Source organism: Vreelandella neptunia (genome assembly GCF_022489065.1).
In the GTDB taxonomy this organism is placed as follows: domain Bacteria; phylum Pseudomonadota; class Gammaproteobacteria; order Pseudomonadales; family Halomonadaceae; genus Vreelandella; species Vreelandella neptunia_A.
Genome location: NZ_JAKVTW010000003.1, coordinates 301,850 through 319,780 on the forward strand (window position 1 = coordinate 301,850; position 17,931 = coordinate 319,780).

Consider the following 17,931-nt stretch of genomic DNA (forward strand, 5'->3'; position numbering starts at 1 on the left):
TTCCTTACTTGAATTTCTTACGAAGATGGCCGCTAAGGCTATCCACCATCGTCACCATAACGAGTATGACAATTAGGATGGCGCTGACTTCCTGGTACTGCATGACACGTAAAGAGCCCATTAGCTCGAAGCCGATCCCGCCAGCCCCCACCATGCCCATCACCGTAGAGGCGCGAAAATTGTATTCCCAGCGATAGATGGAGACATCGGCAAACTGCGGAAGAACCTGCGGCAGCACCGCGTGCCAGTGAACCTGTAATCGAGTCGCGCCAGCGGCATTGGCGGCTTCCACTGGGTCTGGGTCGACATGCTCAATCGCTTCGGCAAAGAATTTACCCACCATCCCGATGGAATGAAGGCCGAGCGCTAGCACGCCCGGCAAGGCGCCAAAACCCACTGCAGCAACGAAGATAATGCCCATAATCAACTCGGGCACCGAGCGCAGAGCATTTAGCAACGTGCGGGTTACGTGGAAGACCACGGGATGGGGCGAGGTATTGCGAGCAGCCAGGAACGCCAGGGGCACGGAAGCGATGACCGCTATTGCCGTACCGGCAATGCTCATGGCGAGCGTATCGACCAACGGAGACATCCAATCCCTGGCATTGGTGAAATCGGGCGGTAGCGATTCACCCAGCAGGGTGGCGATGGCAGGAACCCCGTTGGCTAGGGTGCGAAAATCCAGCAAGTCCACGTACCAACTAGCCAGGAGAACCACTGCCAGTAACGAGCCCACTTGGAAGAGCTTACTCCGCCAGCCGCGCGCATGTTCGGCCAGCACCGCGTCAGGAGAAAATGAAGAAAGGGCCGGCGGATCCGTTTTAGTCTGATTCATAACGCCCCCTTACATCTTGGCGAAGTCAAGGTTGAGCAGACTACCCATTTCCCGGATCACATCGTAATCGGAGTCAGTGATAACGGCGAAACCTTCGGCTTTCAGGTTGCTCAGGATTTCTTCATCATCAATGCTAATGAAAGCGTCTTGTATCTCCTGCTTGAGTTCCGGGTTCAAGTTGGAACGCATCGCCCAGGGGTACTGCGGATACTCCCCACTGTGACCCAACACCCTAACCTTGCTGCGATCTATCAGGCCGCGGTCCATCACATGTTCAAAGATCACTTCCGATAGTCCCCCTGCATCTGCATTCCCATTGGCAACGTTCACCGCCACGGCATCATGGGAGCCAACGAAATGGGCTTCATAGTCCTCGCCTGCTTCCAGCCCCGCCGATTCAAGCAGCACGGTTTTGGGAATCAGGTGGCTTGACGTAGAGGCACGGTCGCCATAGGCCATTTTCATGCCTTCGATATCCGCATAGGACTCAACGCCGGAATCGACATTGGCAATAATGATGGAGCGATAGGTGGGCTTGCCATCCACAATCATGGCGGCAAAGGGTTCGATCTCACTTTTGCTTCTTGCCATCACATAGGAGAGCGGGCCGAAGTAGGCGAGGTCGATGCGACCAAAGCGCATGGCTTCGATCATGGAGGAGTAATCCGTGGTGACGATTAACTCAATTTCTTTCCCAAGGGTACTTTCAAGATACTCTTTCAATGGCTGGTTGCGTTTGATCAGTTCAGAAGCGTTTTCATCGGGGAGTAGCGCGACTTTTAATAGATCCGGATTTGGATCAGGGTCCGCCGCCAAGGCCGGCATGGCGATTCCAAACATAAGACAGATGGCAAAGAAAAAGCTGAATAGCGGTTTCATTGGGCAATCTCCAGTTTTATCGGGGAGGGAGTGGTGGTTTGAGGGTTGGGTTCGGTGGTCTCAGCGGCGTCGGTCACAGCTCCGCGCGTGCCGTGGTAGATCTCGTTCAGGTGGCGTTGCTGTAACTGTGAGGGGGCCGCATCGAAAACGATTTGGGCATTCGCTAACCCGATAATGCGGTCAGCAAACCGCTGGGCATACTCCAGCTGGTGCAGTGAAATAATGGCGGTAATACCATCCTCACGGCATATATCTCGCAGTAGCGTTAGCACTCGCTCAGAGGTTGCCGGGTCAAGGCTGGCCACTGGCTCGTCCGCCAATATCATGGCGGGCTGCTGCGCCAAGGCACGCGCAATGCCCACCCGCTGTTGCTGCCCGCCGGAGAGTTGATCGACCCGGGTAAGCGCTTTCTCGGCCATGCCTACGCGGTCCAGGCAGTGCAGAGCAAGCGCCTGTTCCTGCCTGGGTAGCGGAAACAAACTGCGCCAGGTGCTGTGGTAAGCAAGCCGACCGGTCAGCACATTCTGGAGCGCCGTATGGCGTTCAATGAGCTGATGGTGCTGGAAAACCATGGCGGTTTTGCACCGATGGCGGCGTACCGTAGACCGGGTTTCGAGCGCACCTAGCTCGGCCGAGATCACTTTGCCAGTGCTGGGCCGCACCAAGTGGTTGAGAGAACGCAGTAACGTCGATTTACCCGCACCGGAAAGGCCGAGTAGTACCGTAAACTCCCCTTTGTGGAAATCGACGGTGGTGGGGCGGAGTGCGAGGACATTCCCAGGATATGTCACCCCCATTTTCTCGATGCGGAGCATTAAGTCAGAGGATTGAATAGGCTCCATTGGATCACCTTCTGCAATGTATAAGCTCACTTTATTGTGACTTACAATGCAACGTTAGCGCTCCTAGGTGACAAAGCTGTGTCATGCAGATGATAAGTTAATGACCATCAAAGGGGTGGGTAGCATGTAATGACAAAAGAAATTGGCGATTTATAAATTAAAAAAATTAAACTTTTCTTTGCGCGTGCCGATAATGCATCAACGTGACTCGTAATATGCGCTTTTACCTGAGCGCATGCGGTTACTGAGATTGCTTCCACCTGCCCAATGCAGCGCGCTGCGGGCTTTCACGAGATCCCCCCATGCTACTTCTAAATCGAAGCGTTAAACTGCGGCTTGCCGTGAGTTTAGGCGCGTGTATCCTGATGTTAATCGTCGTCGGTATTATCGGTCTTTCCAGTCTCAGCAAAACCAACGATGCCCTCAATAGGACTTATGAGGGGAACGTGATCACCTTGACTAATCTTAGTAAGGTCAACCAAGCACTGCTCGGCAACCGGGTAAAAGTGACGGCCGAACAGCGTGATCGGAATCCAGCATCTGCCATCACGACGCAACAAGAAGTCGCGGAGAACGACGCCATTATCGACGCCGCTTGGGATGATTACTTCCCCGAGCGAGTTTCTGATGATCGAGAGCGTGCGATAGCCGAAAGCTTTGTCGTGTCGTTAGCCAGTTTGCGCGCTGGTATTGACGAGATTAACGCGGCAATGATCGGCAATGATTATGATGCCGCAAGAGAGATTGCCACCACCACGCTACGTTCTGAATATGCCAAAGTGCTTAAGGCGATCCAGGACCTCATGACCCACAACAGCACCCAAGCCGCCGCCAATAACCAGCAGTCAGCAAGTGACTATGCTTGGACGCGCAACTTCGTTATAGGCGTTATGGTGGCGGCAATCATCTTCGGCATCCTGCTCTCAATGTGGTTGATTCGCGGCATCATGACGCCGCTGGGCAAGGCGCAAGCACTCGCCAATGCCATGGCTGAAGGCAGGCTCGATAACAACGTCGACGCTTCAGCCAAGGACGAATTTGGCGTGATGCTTAGGGCGTTAAAGAGCATGGAAACCAAGTTCTCGCAGGTGGTCATGTCCGTGCGTAATAACGCCGAGTCCGTGAATGTCGCCGCCGATGAAATCGTGCTAGGCACCGACGATCTCAGCCGCCGTACTCAGGAGCAGGCCTCAAATATCGAAGAGACCGCGGCCTCGATGGACGAAATCACCTCGACCGTGCGTCAGAATGCAGACAACGCTTCCGAAGCAGACAAGCTCGTGCACGAAGTCAGCCAGCAAGCTAACGCCGGGGGCGAGATCGCAGGTCAAGCCGTCAAAGCGATGGAAGGTATCAATGCCTCAAGCCGCAAGATTGCCGGTATCGTTGGCTTGATCGATGAAATCGCCTTCCAGACGAATCTGCTGGCGCTGAACGCTTCAGTGGAAGCCGCCCGCGCGGGCGAGCAAGGGCGTGGCTTTGCGGTGGTGGCCAACGAAGTACGTAACCTGGCAGGGCGCAGTGCTGATGCCGCCAAAGACATCAAGAAACTCGTCGAGGACAGTATCGGCCAAGTCGACACCGGCTCAAACCTGGTCAACCAAGCAGGCAAGTCGCTTGAAGGTATCGTTCATGGCGTTAAGCGTGTTTCGGTATTGATGGGTGAGATTGCCACCGCCAGCCGAGAGCAGGCCCAAGGCATTGATCAGGTCAATACCGCTGTCTCGCAAATGGACAGTGTCACCCAGCAGAACGCGAGTTTGGTGGAAGAGTCCAGCGCGGCAGGGCGTTCACTGCAAAGCCAAGCAGAGTCGTTGTTGAACGAGGTGTCGTTCTTTAGAGGAGCGACCACCGGCCAAAACCAACGCGCGCTACCTGCTACGCCAAAACCGCGTGACAGCCAGCCTCGAGCCACTAAAAGCTTGCCGACTCATGTGATTGGTGGCAAGCAAGACACCGAGAAATGGACCTCCTTCTAACCGCTAGCCGTTATGAAAAGCGCCCTCAGGGCGCTTTTTTTATGAGCAATCAGCTAACGTTCTAACTAGCAGAAGAGGTAAGCGGCAGCCATACATGCTCAAACCCGATCGAAAACGCCACGGCGACCAACAGCCCGGCCATTAGCCCATTAAAGCGCCTCACAACGGCTGGGTTTTTAATCCGCTGGCCGACCAAACTGCCCATCACTACGTAACTGCCAGGCGCGCCCGCGGCTAGCATGGCAAGCCCGAACGCCCACATCACTAGGCTAAGCCCATGAATGCCAGCGGCAGGAAATTGCAGTGTAGTAATCGGCAGGGTGGCGACAATGGCTTTGGGGTTCAGTAACTGCATGACTAACCCATCGCGATAACTAACCAGCCGAGGGGCGTTAGTGGGCGTGCTGAAATCGGCGTTGGAGCGGGCAATTTTGCAGGCCAGATAAATGATATAACTACACCCCAGGGCGCTTACGACCACCAGTGCGTCATCATTGATCCAGGCAGCGCCCGCCCAACCTAACACCAATAAATACGCCAGCATCGCCGTGCCCACGCCAAGGCAAAATCCCACCGACTGTCTGGCCTGGCCATTGATGCCCACGTTCAGGCCGAGCAGGTTCACAGGTCCAGGGGTATACATGACGCCCAGGGCATAGGCGATGATTGCTAACATGGTAAAACCTCTATGCGTGTGGGACTAGCGGGCGATATCGCGCTGATATTGGTGGGGCGTCATACCATAAATACGCTTGAAGCGGCGATTGAAATGGCACAGGTCGGCAAAGCCAAAGCGGAGTGCTACCTCGGTCAACGGGGCGTCCTGGTCGAGTGCGGCGCGGGCCGCATTGACCCGGCCATTCATCACGTATTGGTGCGGCGTCATGCCGAAATGCTGACGGAACAGACGCAAGAAATGGTACTTGGACAGGTGTGCGGCCTGGCTGATGTCGTCCAGCGACATATCCGCTTCCAGATGCGCGTGGATATACTCCCGCGCCAAGCCCAGCAGGGCATCCGGCCGGTGCGTAACCTGGCTGGGTTGCACATGGCCGCCCAGCTGCGCCGTCCGCTCTACTACCCGATAAAGCGCGTTCTCCTGATCGATGCAGCTGCCGACCTGGGAGGTCACCAAACGTGCCAGTTCGACAATGGCCTGGCGCAGTGGCGCATCCTGAATCAGCGTTTGATGGGAGCGGAAATCAGCGCCACGCGTGTGCCCCAGGGCATCGGCAAACAGCGGCTTCACCTGCTCCGGATGGGCGTAAACCATCAAATAATCCAGCGCTCGCTCGCCACCCGAATGCCCGTCGTGGACTTCTTCCGGGTTGAATAGAATCACGTTGCCCGGTGGGCTACGGTGAAACTGGCCGCCGCTGAAAAAGTCCTGACGCCCGGCCAGCGTCACGCCAAAGGCATATTCCTCATGGGCGTGGGGAGCGTAGCTAAAATCCTCAATGGCCGCCTTCAGCACCGTCAGTGTCGGCACATGATGACTTTTGAAGAACTCAAACCGGCTGGCGTTGCTCATGCCTACCTCTTCTGATGAAACCCAACACCTCGAAACACAACCCTAGATTAGGCCGTCAGCGCCACGGATGCTTGTACATAATTGCTCATCAACTGTGCAATGATGGCCTATCGATAGTGAACACCACCAAGGGGCCGTCATGAAAAAGCTCTTTTCGCTGGTGGTTGTGCTGGTGTTGGCTGGCTGCGCCGCCATGGAGCCGCATGCGGAGCGTGACGTCCAGCGCGACGCCGGTCTGGCCATCCAGGAGATCTACGAGCAGGCGCTGCCGACGCTGTCCGAGGACAAGCAGCGCCACTTTGCTCAGCGGCTTTACCGCCTGACTGGCGAGCAGCGCTGGCGGGCCCTCAATCACGTTTACGGCGAGCGTCTACTGGCGCGACTCGAGGAGGACATCGTCGGCCTGGCCGAGCCCGGGTACGCGGCTGCCCGCAGCCGGGCGATCGTTGCCAACTATTCGCAGCGCACGGCCAAGCAGCGTGCCCGGCGCGCCATGCTGGGTGAGTGGGGGGAGATCGCCTTCGCCCGGGGGCTGCTGTTCAGGCTGGTCCAGGCCGAGTACCACGGCCTGCTGCCGACCATTGAGAACCACGAGCGGGCGCTGGGCTACCAGGCAGAAGTTGACTGGGCGGCCTTCTTGACCGACCCCGCGGTGATCGGGATCTATGCCGCTCAGGTCGCCAACCAAGCGTACTTCCTGCACCAGCTCGGCGTGATGGATCTGCGCCGGGAGGTGGAGTCGGCCTTCCGACGCCACTACCCGCCTGATCGAGTCGCCGGGCTCGACGACGCCGAGTACCGTAACTGGCTCTATGGCCTGACCCACTTCGTCATCGCTGACAGCCGCTACTACCAGCGGAAGGTGGACCCAGAGGTGCACGCTTGGGTGCTGGAAGCGCTAGAGCGGGAGACGGCCGACATTATGGCCCGGGCCACGGCCGACATCCAAGCCGAGGTGGCATTGGCCTTCCTGCTTGCCGACCGCGAGGATCACCCGCTGGTGGGACGGGTGCGCGAGGCGCTGGTGGCGGCAGTGGACCCGGCCAGCGGCATCATCCCCTCGTCCTCGGGGGAAAAGGGGCTGGCGGGTGGTGAACACCGCAACGTTCTGGCGATCATGGTGTTGCGCTGGCCGGGCCGCCTGCATCCCGGCCCCGACCTCTCTGACGCGCTTGGCGGGCGCTCAGCCGAATGCTGTACATAATTGCTAATCAGCTGTGGGAGAATAACGAATGAGCTCTGTGCGAAGTGAGCGATCAAGGCCACCAGCGCGTTAACTAACGATTACCCAGCGAGACCCCATTAATGCACTACCGCACCATGACCATCAACGACTATGACGCCGCCATTGCCCTATGGAGCGAGAGTGAAGGCGTGAGGATTCGCGACGCCGATTCACGCCAAGGCATCGAGAAGTACCTGCTGCGCAATCCCGGCCTGAGTTTTGTGGCAGAAGCAGAAGAGGGGCTGGTGGGCACGATCATGGCGGGCCACGATGGCAAGCGCGGCTATGTGCAGCACTTATCGGTGGCAGATTCTCACCGCCGGTTAGGCATCGCCACACGGCTGGTTAGCCTTTGCCTGGAAGCATTGAAGAACGAAGGTATCCAAAAATCACACTTGATGATTCTTCCCGAGAACGAAGCCGCCCAGACGTTTTGGGCAAGCCAAGGCTGGGCGTACCGATCCGATATTCTGCTCTATTCGTTTGTTAATGGAGATAACCACAACGTTTAACCAAGCTGAGCCTCAATCGCGGCTTTATCAATGACCGACCAGACCTCCCTAATTTTGTTATCGCTAAAGAGGTAGAACGCGTTCTCGCAAAACGTCACTTTTTTGCCACCCACCGCAAGGCCGAGAAAGCTACCTTTGGGTGTGACATCGAATCGCAGCCTGCACGCGACATGGGGTGAGTCAACGGCCAAAAGCTCAATATTGAAGTGAAGATCTGGTATCTGCTCGTAATCGGCTTCCAGCATGGCGCGATAGCCATCAACGCCTAGGTGCTTACCGTTGTGGTGGGCATCGTTATGCACGAATTGGTCAAGGCTCGTCCAATCCTGATTATTGAGGCAGGTGATGTAATCACGGTAGGTTGCTTCCAGGTCACGTTTGTTCATCCTGGTTCTCCTTTCCTGGGCAGGCGTGAAGGCATTCGCCAAGGGTACATAGGCTCAGTATCATAAGCAGCCTAAACCAAACCACAGAAGTCATCATTCATGTCGTGCCCACCTTGCCCCCATTGCCAATCCGAATTCGTCTATCAGGATCAAAGCCTGTTCATCTGCCCCGAGTGCGCCCACGAATGGAACCCTGCTGAGGTTCAGGCGGAAGACACCGTCACGGTAAAAGATGCCCACGGCACGCTGTTAGCGGAAGGCGACAAGGTAACGATGATCAAAGACCTCAAGGTCAAAGGCAGCTCACTGGTACTCAAGGTGGGCACCAAAGCCGTGATCAAGCGATTAATGGACAGCAAAGATCACCAGCTGGACTGCAAGGTCGATGGCGTCGGCGACATGATGGTGACCGCCCACTTTGTGAAGAAGGCCTGAATGATCGCTTAATCCGTGTCCACTTTTGCTGGGCAAGATCAATGGAACTGTTAGCCCAACCCGATAGCATCGTTCTTATACAGGCTAAAAAAGGATTACCTACTCGATGAAAGCATTTCAAATTGGCGAACAACACAGCACCAACACCTTAAGTGCCACCACACGACCAGAACCTATCGCAGGTCCTGGAGAAGCCATCATTGCGCCACGACTAGTCAGCCTAATCAGCCGAGACATACAAATACTCACCGGCACATACGGCCCATTACAAGACCCTAAGCGCGTGCCTGGCACAGAAGGCGTGGGCGATGTAATTGCGGTTGGCGAAGGCGTAACAGAGGTCAGCGTTGGCGACCGCGTGGTGTGTGGTCACTTTGCTAACTGGCGCGAAGGCCCTTTCAGTGCCAATATTTTCTCCCACGACATTGGCATCACCCACGACGGCTGGCTAGCTGAAAAAATCCTGCTGCCTGCAGCGTCACTCATTCGCTTACCTGACAACATCCCAGATCAAGACGCAGCGGTTCTCGCATCCGCAGGGCTGACCGCTTGGAACGCACTGGTAGAAACCTCCAACATAAAAGCGGGTGACCTCGTGCTGTGCCTTGGCACTGGGGGCGTGTCTTTAGCCGCGTTAAAAGTAGCGAAAATGCACGGTGCACGAGTAGCGATCACCTCATCAAGCGACGAGAAACTCAGCGTTGCTCGTGAACTGGGTGCAGACATCACCATCAACTACAAACAATACCCAGATTGGCCTGCCGAGCTAATGAAGCAAACTAACAACCAAGGTGCCGACATCATCGTCGAAACTGGCGGGCAAGACACCCTAGGCCATTCCGTTGCCGCGGCGGCCGTTAATGGTCGAATCGTTATCATCGGTGTTACCCCAGGGCAGAACTCACCGATCCCCAACTACATCAGCTTCATCACCAAAAACATCACCATCAAAGGGATCGCCAACGGCAGCCGCGCCATGTTCGTCAACTACATCAACGCACTGGCAGCAAACGACAGCACTGCCCTCATCAGCAAAACCTTTGACTTTGACGACGCCCCAGAAGCCTACCGCTTCCAAGCTGCCGCCAAACACATCGGCAAAGTACTGATCAAATTCTAATCACGACGCAGTCAACTGAGGCTCATTCACCACCACCGCGTCACGCAAGGTTTCAGCGAAGCTTGCCAGGGCGGGTGTCCAGGTTTCGGGTTCGGGGGCGACAAAATAGGTATCGATATTGGCGATGGAGGTGGGCAGTGCCAGCGTGTGAATCCCGAACCGGTGCTGGTGGGCTTCAACCGTCCCACGGGGGAGCACCGTGTAACCCATCCCCGCAGCAACGCAGCCAAGCATCGCATCCAGTGAACCAAACTCGAAGATCCTGCCCGCATTAACACCCTGTGAGGCCAGCATCAGCTCAATACGCTGGCGGTAGCTGCACCCCTGGCGAAACGCCAAGAACGCAGACGTCAGCAGCGCTTGTGAAGAGGGCATCTTCGTCATCGGCGTTGAGCCGACTAAGACAAGCTGCTCGCTAAACGCTTTGAGCGAGTGGTAGCGGCCATGCTCGAGCCGCCCGGCCACGAAAACACAGTCCACCTGCCCGTTAAGCAACAACTCGACCAACTCAGCCGTGGGCCCGGTCTTGATCTGGATATCAACGTCAGGCTGCGCTGCGTGGTACGCCGCCAGTATCGTCGGAAGGCGCAACGCCGTCGTGGTCTCCATGGCACCAATGCGCAGCCGCCCACACGCCTTCTCCTGGCCTTTGAACAGCGATACCGCTTCGTCGTGGGCCGACAGCATGCGCTCGGCGTACTCCACCAGCGCCAATCCGGCACTCGTAGGGCGAACCCGCCCCGCACGGTGAATCAGCTGAACGCCTAACTCCTCCTCGAGCTTTTTAATGTGGGTGGTCACATTGGATTGCACCGTGTGCAGCCGTTTGGCCGCCGCCCCAAAGCTGCCGGTTTCGGCCACGGCCACGAGCAGTCGCAGCGATTTAAGTTGCACGCGCCGTCTCCCTGTCAGGTTATCTATAAACAAGATAGTAGCGATCAAAACTAATCGTTTCTAGAAATAATTCCTCGCGCGTAGTCTGACGATGTACCAACGTGCTGCCGACCCCACCAAAGGGTGTCACAAAAAGGAATTGGCGTGATGAAGCGAACACTCACTACCCACGATCTGCCCGCCCTGATGACAGGCATAATGGCGACCCTGGCGGCGATTGGCATCGCACGCTTCGCCTATACGCCGCTATTGCCTGCGATTATTCAAGAGGGTTGGTTCACCGCGAGCCAAGGCGCCTACCTGGGGGCCGCCAACCTGCTGGGCTACTTTATCGGCGCACTCGCCGCCCACTCGCTGAGTGAGCGCTTTTCGCATCGCTTAGTGATGGCCGCAAGCTTCGCGGGTATCGCGCTCAGTTTTGTGCTCTGCGCCGGGGCGGGCAGTTTTCTCTGGTTCTTCTTCTGGCGGTTGGTCTCGGGGGTTGCCGGGGCCATCTTGATGGTCGTTGGCCCTTCGATTGCGCTAGCGGCCACGCCACCTGAAAGGCGAACGCGTGTCGGTGCCCTGGTGTTTACCGGCATTGGCTTTGGCGCACTGCTTTCAGCCTTCATCGTACCGTTACTCCTAGGGTTAAGCCTCTCCGTCACCTGGGGCACGCTTGGGCTGCTGTGTATTGCCGCTGGCCTTTTGTGCGACTATTTTTTGCAACAACAGGGCGTAGCACACTTAGCATCACCGATCACGGCTAGCCCAAGGGTGAATAGCCCCACAGGGGGTGCGGGTGTAAAGATAATCGTGATGTTGGTGGTGGGCGCTTACGCCCTAGATGCGATTGGCTTTGTACCCCATACCGTGTTCTGGGTGGACTATCTCGCCAGGGAAAACGTCCTGGGTAATCAAGCGGCTTCCCTGCAGTGGGGTATCTTCGGGTTGGGCGCCTTGTGCGGGCCGTTCATGGTAGGCGCGCTGGCGCAGCGAGTGGGTTGGCAAGGTGGCTTGATGATCGCCTTTGCAGCGAAGGCCGCTGCCGTCTTGCTGCCGGTGTTCTCGCTTGCACTGCTCAGCCAGTCGGTTTCCTCGTTCATGGTGGGGGCGATGATCCCCGGCATTGTCGCACTCACCTCTGGCCGCCTTGCTGAGTTGGTAGGGCCAACCGCCCACAAGAAACTCTGGGGGCAAGCCACCGCCGCTTTTGCAGCCGCCCAGGCAGTGGCAGGCTATGCCATGTCCGCGCTTTATGGCGCCTGGGGCAGCTACACGTCACTGTTTGCCATCAGCGGCCTCATCCTAGTCGCTGGCTTTTTAATGGTGCTGCTTAGCCGTGGTGTACAGCAGCGCCACGCGCACCTTTCTACCCAACAATCTTCAAAGCACGCTACACAGCACTCTACAAACCAAGGGAAGCAATAATGGAACTCTACCTAAACGCAACCTCGCCCTATGCGCGCCTGGTGCGCATCGTGTTACTGGAAAAAGGCTTGGCGGACGCCGTGACCCTGAAGTGGTGCGACCCCTGGGCAGACGATGCCGATCTTTTAAAGGCCAACCCCGCCGGGCGTATTCCCGCACTGGTAACGGAGGAGGGCACCACGTTAAGCGAATCCATGCTGATAGCCGTTTACCTGGATAGCGTTAGCCCCAAACCACCAATGCTGCCAGCCGCCAGCCTGGGAGAGGTGTTGCACCTAGCGGGCCTGGGCCAAAACCTGATGGATGCCGCGTTCATCACTGTGATTGCCAGAAAGCATTATGGCAACGAGATTGACGAGAGCGAACTAGGCCAGCGGCGTTCGCGAGCCATTCAGCGGCTGTTGAAACAGTTGAGCAGTGAGCTTGGTGGAAAACAGCTGGCCTCAACTATCAACCTGGGTGACATCGCCACTGCGGTCTCGCTGGATTATCTCGCCTTCAGGTTGCCAGAGGTGAAGTGGAAAGTAGAGTACCCGAAACTTCATGAATGGCACGCTGGTGTGGCGGAACGTGTGAGCTTTCAGGAGACTTCATTCGCCTAGCAGAGACCACGTCAACAATCTTGCTTCTTCAACGACTCGCTATTGCGAGGCGTTATCGTGATGGTTCCTGGCCCATCCTGGCTTCCAATAGGCACAGAGCCCAGCAAGTGCTGTTTCACAATAGCCTAAAGTGTTACGAAGTAAACATGGGTTTCAACGCACTTAGCTGCTAGGCTGAAATTATTAGAGCGAACAATCGCCGCAGGGACAACCTAAATGCAAAATGCCTCATGCATCCAGCTTTACCTCACTCGCCAATGGCTACAGGTGCGCATTAAAGGCATGTTACTCGCCAGCTACATCAATGGCCTAAGGCATCGCTGTCGCAGCTATCCTCCACACCACTACTTCCATTGCCTTGCTTGATAAAAGACATGGTCAAATATAAAAATAATTTTTAGCGGGCAGCTGAAGCTGCCGATAATTAAATTATTGGAAAGCTTTTCTAATAACTTTTAAATGGCAGTTGTTTAAAATAGATACGGGTTAATCGCTTTCTTATGAATGTGACTTTATTGTTAATAAAATTTGATAAGGCTTCTTCTTAATCAGGGCTGTACCATAATAAGGATGATGTTTTGAAAATTAGTGGCTTTTTTATTAACGATATTTTGTGGGATAGTTTAAGAGCATGCCAGCAAGATAGTGTCAAAGTTTCTCTTAACTATTTGCGAAAGCCTCTTTCTGAAGAGGCTAGATCCTGCCTAATTAGCTTACCAACTGGAGCTGGTAAGACAGGAGTGATCAGTGTTGTTAGTCATAAAGCTACACAAAAGAAAACTCTAGTTCTTTGTCATCGAAGGGCCGTTTGTGACCAACTGTTTGCCGAGATGAGTGGTAATTTCTTCCAAGAGCGTGCAGAAGGAGCTGCTATTCCCCTAAAGCGTGTGTTTGACAATGTAGATGATATAACAGCCAATGGAATATATGTTTCAACATTTCAAAAACTACAAAGCTTTACATCTACACAGTTAGAAGCACTAAAAGAGTGTGTTGATCTAATTATCATTGATGAGGGGCATTCTGAACCTTCACCTGTTTGGAGTACCTTAGTTAGAGGAATGAATGCTCACAAGATTGTGATTACAGCTACGCCCTACCGTAATGATCTCTTTCAGTTTGATATCAATGCTGATGCCAGCTTCATTTATACTTTTGAAAAAGCACTTGAAGATGGAGTCCTGAAAGAACCTGGCTTTGAATCAATAGAGCCTGAGCAGTTAAATACATGTATTCGTACTTTTATAGATGATAATCCAGGTGTAAAATGTATAGTTAAGTGTAATAAGTTTAGTGATATAGAGGCTTATTATGCTCAGCTCCAAAATGATTTCAAATTGCTCGCCATTCATGAGCAGTATTCAGGTGACCAACGAAAGAATGTTAAGTCCAACGTTCCTGCAAATTTAAAAAATTCGGATTATGAGGTTATTATTCATCAACGTAAGCTTGACGAAGGTGTTGATATTCCCCAAGCCAAGTTGTTAGTGCTTACTTATACTGTGAATAGCGGCAGAGAGCTCGTACAAACGATTGGTCGCGTTGTGCGAATTTATAGGGATATTGAGCCAAAAATAATTGAGTTTGGGCACTGCTCAAATGAGAAGATTTGGAAAAATTATCGGCGATTTGATACTTCACTTAATAGCGCCGCTGCTGTTAAAAAATTTATAGCGTCTTTAGATGCAAGTAAGTTAATAGAGCTGTATCTAGACGCTTTTCCTGATGTCAGCTACTATGGTAATAGATTTTTAAGTAAGTTTGACATTAATGCTTTCGACCCTGAATCATCATTAAATATACCAACGGCATCTGTTTGCTTTTTAAATTCAGCGGCAGACTTCAGTATAGAATTTTTGTCAGACATGCTTTATTGGCAATGTAATAATTCCGGTGAACTGGCCAAGCAGTTTGTTACTCCGTCCGGGATTTATATTGTGGTGTCTATTGCGTTTAATCGATCTAATTTTTTGAAAGATCAGTTCTTTTTTGAGCCATCACTAGAAATTACACTATTTAAAGAATTATCCAACGGTATCGTAGCTATTTTCGATAGCCGAGGAAGACGTTTAAATAAAGACAAGGGATTAAAACTAGGCTCGGCTGTGCCTCAAGATAAACTGTTTAAAGTTTTGTCCCTCGGTGCAGAAGCAACGACAAAAGAAGCTAGTAGTAGATCGATCAACACCGCGAAGAAACGTCCTGAAAGTATTGCAGTTAAGGGGCGGAATTTAGATCAAATGGCTGATCAGCAGACGAATGCATCGTACAGACTTTCAACGGCAAGATTGGATACATTTGATCGTTTAAATACGAAATTAGGTAGCTATTATGTTGGTGTGGATTCTGGGAGAATTTCAGATCAGAAGGAGTCATCATTTAGCCTAAGTGAGTTAAATGATTGGTTTGAAACAATGGATAGTGTGTTGTCTGGGAGTGCTATTTTCAATAACGCACTCCTCGATTCTTTTGCTAAACCCATAGCTGTAGATGAAAATTTAAATATAGAAAGTGTGATTTTTGATCTAAGTGAGCTCCCATTACCAATTTCTATTTCAATTAATGAAAATGTATATGAACTAGATAATGATTTTTTATATATGATCTATGAGGGTGGTTTTTTACTTGTGCCGGAAGTCGAAGAGAGTCGAATCCAAATAGTACTTAGTAATGAACAGCCTTACCTCAAACTGATAGGCAATCAGCCAATGCTCTACTGGCTTGAAGATGGTATGGAGCCAAATGAAGACATAGAGGATTTTTTAACTGAGCATTTGCACAAAGCATTGTTGGAAAAAGGTATTGGTTATGCTCAGGAAAAGTTTTTCCAAATAACATTGCCTGTAGAAAATTCGTTTGACTTTGAAAATTCAAATTTAGCAAATGTGGTCATTGGTTTGACGGAACTTTTAGGGCCGGGGTTAGATGAAAAGGGAAATCTGAACGGTGTATACCAAGTTGTGAATCAAGAGTTCAGCCCTAATTCAGTTTTTTACCTACTGGATAAGCTTAAAGCAAATGCACTTCTTAATCCAACACGTGCGGATCTAGGGCCATTTGACTCACATATCCCTAATGCAGATGTTGTTCTTAACACAGACATGGGCACTGAGCCTGCGGACTTTATTCTCTCTTCTAAAAATAAGCTTGTGTATGTACATATAAAATGTGGCTCTACAGTATCACCTCAATCTTCCGCTGGAGCACTTGCTGAAGTGGGCTCTCAAGCGATTAAGAATATTGAAATGTTGGTTAGCGTAAACAAATTGTTGAGGCCTGGAAATTGGAATAGGTTAAGTACAGCATGGCCAACTGTCGGTGCTGAGCAAGTCATGAAAGAAAGAATTCGTTTGTTTAATGGTCAATTATTCATGACAGATAATGATCAAGAAAGGGAAGAAAAATTACAAGAAGTTTGGGATTTAATAGCCCAGAGAAGACAATCTGTTGCAGTAAGGAAAGAGATTTGGATTGTTGCTGCAAATAGTTTTTCGGTAAGTCATTTTTCAGATCAATTGATGCTAGGATCGAATGCTAACAGTGAGACATTACAGGCCTTTCAACTTATCACAAGTTGGCTTTCTACCGCTCATGGCAATGATGTTGACCTAAAAATATTTGTTTCTAAAAATTAGTAATATTAGGTTTATTAAAATTAATTTTGTCTCAACTCAATTGTGTCTAAGCTAGCATTTTAATGCGTAGAAGAGATATGTATAAAATTGCTGTTATTGTTAATTAGATGAAAATAGTTTTTTATCAATAAATTTTTAGATAAGAGCTCTTTTGTTGGAGGTGCATAAATCTTTTGCAAGGTTTTATAAGGGAAGAGGTGGCGATCATTTAGATGTAAAATATAACAAAATAGACAATGGGCCCCGAAAAGTATTGCACACTACTCAGAGCGTTATACCCCACTAACCCTCATAACCTCCCTAGTAACCGCATCATTCAAAATCCCGCGTTTGGCTTCGATCAGTGTGAACCAATCGCGGGCGCGGGTGATGCCGGTGTAGACCAGCTCGCGGGTGAGAATTGGGTTGGGTGTTTGCGGTAGCAGTAGGGCGGTGTGCTTAAACACGGAGCCTTGGGATTAGTGTACCGTCATCGCGAACACGGTTTCTATCGCTTTCAGGCGGGAAGGGAACATCCAGTGAATGGGGTTTTCCGGGTCGCTGGTCGGAAAGGCGACGCGCAACAAGCGTTGCTGCGGATTGCGTGGGTCAGGAACGACCAAGGTAATGCAGATATCGCCGTTCATCAGCTTTAGGCCGTAGTCGTTTTGAGTGACCAGTAATGGGCGTCCTTCATACCAGCTTTTCCAATATGTGGTTGCTGCCTTCGGTTATATAGAATTTACTCTACGCAATGTTTACCTGTGTTCTAAAGTCTTCAGCAGAGCTATGCTAGACGCGAAACTATTGTGCTAATATCAGTACTTTAACTTTTTTGGAAGGTTATCAATGGATAGAGAGCTAGAGTATATAAAGCTAAAAGTAGATTGGTATAAATCAATATATCCTTGGTATGTAGCTATTTTGGCGGGGCAAGTCGCTTTTTTAAGAACCATTGATGTAGAAGAAGGGGGGGGGGAAGTTTATGTATTATACAATTGTTGCAAGTATATTGTTTATTTTTTTAGCATTGGTGTTCGCTTGGCAAGCATCATTGCCTCTAATCCATAGGCTAGAGCCAGCATATGAGCCCACTACTGGATTTTTTAAGAAGCTTATATGGACTCCACAAGGAAATAAATGGGAGGCGATTTTTGCATCACTAACTGGGGGATGCTTTGGTTTTTCTATCTCAACGTTTATTTTTGCCCTGTGTGTAAATGTTATTTTATAAAAAGTGTAATGTTTTGATGAAGAAAAAAACTAAGCAATCACTAGATGATATATAGTGACAGCAAACTGTCACGCGCTTTAGTGATCATTCGTCGTCTACCCTTGATTAGGGCGGCTCCCTCACAACTCCACTGGCTCTAACCGCATTATTCAACACCCCGCGCTTGGCTTCGATTAGCGTGAGCCAGTCGCAGGAAAGGGGAATTAGACCAGCTTGCAGGTGAGAATCAGCGTTTGCGGTAGCAGCAGAAAGGCCTCGTGCCTTTATTTAACTAGTGAGCAGCGTATTGATTCGATTGTCAGGAAGCGCTACAGCTGGCAGGCTTGTTTGCGCTAAAGATGCCATTTGATTTCAGTGCTATCAACTGCAACAGTAATCCTGGATTCAACTAATAAGTGCAGCACCTGCGGTTTCTAGTGCTCCTGAGTATTCA

16 protein-coding genes and 1 pseudogene are annotated in these 17,931 nt (G+C 51.7%); 9 read left to right on the forward strand and 8 right to left on the reverse strand.

Going from position 1 to position 17,931, the window contains the following annotated elements; genetic code table 11:
* Positions 1 to 4: 4 nt before the first annotated feature.
* From phnE to phnC, 3 genes are read right to left on the reverse strand one after another with little or no spacing between them, the layout of a single operon-like run.
* Positions 5 to 835, reverse strand: coding sequence for a phosphonate ABC transporter, permease protein PhnE (phnE, locus tag MLE19_RS07605; protein ID WP_176301979.1), 831 nt, complete (start codon positions 833 to 835; stop codon positions 5 to 7).
* A 9-nt stretch (positions 836 to 844) separates the two neighbouring features.
* The gene (gene phnD / locus MLE19_RS07610) at positions 845 to 1,714 is read right to left on the reverse strand and encodes a phosphate/phosphite/phosphonate ABC transporter substrate-binding protein (protein WP_240717586.1); all 870 of its coding nucleotides are present in this window, start codon (positions 1,712 to 1,714) and stop codon (positions 845 to 847) included.
* Positions 1,711 to 2,556: a phosphonate ABC transporter ATP-binding protein gene (phnC, locus tag MLE19_RS07615; protein ID WP_022522626.1), complete on the reverse strand. Its 846-nt coding sequence runs from the start codon at positions 2,554 to 2,556 to the stop codon at positions 1,711 to 1,713. The genes phnD and phnC overlap by 4 nt, the downstream gene beginning before the upstream one ends.
* Before the next feature lie 302 nt (positions 2,557 to 2,858).
* On the opposite strand from phnC, the gene MLE19_RS07620 reads away from it, so the two are divergent.
* Positions 2,859 to 4,535, forward strand: a complete 1,677-nt coding sequence (locus tag MLE19_RS07620; protein WP_008958754.1) for a methyl-accepting chemotaxis protein — start codon at positions 2,859 to 2,861, stop codon at positions 4,533 to 4,535.
* A 61-nt stretch (positions 4,536 to 4,596) separates the two neighbouring features.
* Here MLE19_RS07620 and MLE19_RS07625 read toward each other — a convergent pair whose 3' ends face one another.
* The gene (locus tag MLE19_RS07625) at positions 4,597 to 5,211 is read right to left on the reverse strand and encodes a LysE family translocator (protein ID WP_240717588.1); all 615 of its coding nucleotides are present in this window, start codon (positions 5,209 to 5,211) and stop codon (positions 4,597 to 4,599) included.
* Between the two features lie 24 nt (positions 5,212 to 5,235).
* Positions 5,236 to 6,066: an AraC family transcriptional regulator gene (locus MLE19_RS07630; protein WP_240717589.1), complete on the reverse strand. Its 831-nt coding sequence runs from the start codon at positions 6,064 to 6,066 to the stop codon at positions 5,236 to 5,238.
* Positions 6,067 to 6,205: 139 nt separating this feature from the next.
* Between MLE19_RS07630 and MLE19_RS07635 the strand changes: the two genes are divergently transcribed.
* The gene (locus tag MLE19_RS07635) at positions 6,206 to 7,270 is read left to right on the forward strand and encodes a DUF3541 domain-containing protein (protein ID WP_240717590.1); all 1,065 of its coding nucleotides are present in this window, start codon (positions 6,206 to 6,208) and stop codon (positions 7,268 to 7,270) included.
* 101 nt (positions 7,271 to 7,371) lie between these two features.
* Entirely contained in the window at positions 7,372 to 7,803 is a 432-nt protein-coding gene (locus tag MLE19_RS07640) for a GNAT family N-acetyltransferase (protein WP_240717591.1), read from the forward strand.
* Here the strand turns inward: MLE19_RS07640 and MLE19_RS07645 are convergent.
* Positions 7,800 to 8,189, reverse strand: a complete 390-nt coding sequence (locus MLE19_RS07645; protein ID WP_240717592.1) for an ester cyclase — start codon at positions 8,187 to 8,189, stop codon at positions 7,800 to 7,802. The two genes, MLE19_RS07640 and MLE19_RS07645, sit on opposite strands and share 4 nt — an antisense overlap.
* 99 nt (positions 8,190 to 8,288) lie before the next feature.
* Between MLE19_RS07645 and MLE19_RS07650 the strand changes: the two genes are divergently transcribed.
* Together MLE19_RS07650 and MLE19_RS07655 are read left to right on the forward strand one after the other, a co-directional pair.
* Positions 8,289 to 8,624, forward strand: coding sequence for a zinc ribbon domain-containing protein YjdM (locus MLE19_RS07650; protein ID WP_044628437.1), 336 nt, complete (start codon positions 8,289 to 8,291; stop codon positions 8,622 to 8,624).
* Positions 8,625 to 8,730: 106 nt separating this feature from the next.
* Positions 8,731 to 9,744 (forward strand): zinc-dependent alcohol dehydrogenase family protein, encoded by a 1,014-nt coding sequence (locus tag MLE19_RS07655; RefSeq protein ID WP_240717593.1) that lies wholly within the window; start codon positions 8,731 to 8,733, stop codon positions 9,742 to 9,744.
* Here the strand turns inward: MLE19_RS07655 and MLE19_RS07660 are convergent, their stop codons facing one another.
* On the reverse strand, positions 9,745 to 10,638 hold the full coding sequence (locus tag MLE19_RS07660; RefSeq protein ID WP_240717594.1) for a LysR family transcriptional regulator: 894 nt from the start codon (positions 10,636 to 10,638) through the stop codon (positions 9,745 to 9,747).
* 147 nt (positions 10,639 to 10,785) lie between these two features.
* Here MLE19_RS07660 and MLE19_RS07665 point away from each other — a divergent pair, with 147 nt between their 5' ends.
* The 3 genes from MLE19_RS07665 (at position 10,786) to MLE19_RS07675 (ending at position 16,285) form a co-directional block, all read left to right on the forward strand.
* Positions 10,786 to 12,048, forward strand: coding sequence for a YbfB/YjiJ family MFS transporter (locus tag MLE19_RS07665; protein WP_240717595.1), 1,263 nt, complete (start codon positions 10,786 to 10,788; stop codon positions 12,046 to 12,048).
* Positions 12,048 to 12,650, forward strand: a complete 603-nt coding sequence (locus tag MLE19_RS07670) for a glutathione S-transferase N-terminal domain-containing protein (protein WP_240717596.1) — start codon at positions 12,048 to 12,050, stop codon at positions 12,648 to 12,650. Before MLE19_RS07665 ends, MLE19_RS07670 begins: the two co-directional genes overlap by 1 nt.
* 578 nt (positions 12,651 to 13,228) lie before the next feature.
* Entirely contained in the window at positions 13,229 to 16,285 is a 3,057-nt protein-coding gene (locus MLE19_RS07675; RefSeq protein ID WP_240717597.1) for a DEAD/DEAH box helicase, read from the forward strand.
* Between the two features lie 272 nt (positions 16,286 to 16,557).
* Here MLE19_RS07675 and MLE19_RS07680 read toward each other — a convergent pair.
* Positions 16,558 to 16,980: pseudogene (locus tag MLE19_RS07680) on the reverse strand (ATP-binding domain-containing protein); the annotation flags it as partial.
* A 133-nt stretch (positions 16,981 to 17,113) separates the two neighbouring features.
* Here MLE19_RS07680 and MLE19_RS07685 point away from each other — a divergent pair.
* Positions 17,114 to 17,335, forward strand: a complete 222-nt coding sequence (locus MLE19_RS07685; protein ID WP_240717598.1) for a hypothetical protein — start codon at positions 17,114 to 17,116, stop codon at positions 17,333 to 17,335.
* The last annotated feature ends 596 nt before the right edge of the window (positions 17,336 to 17,931 follow it).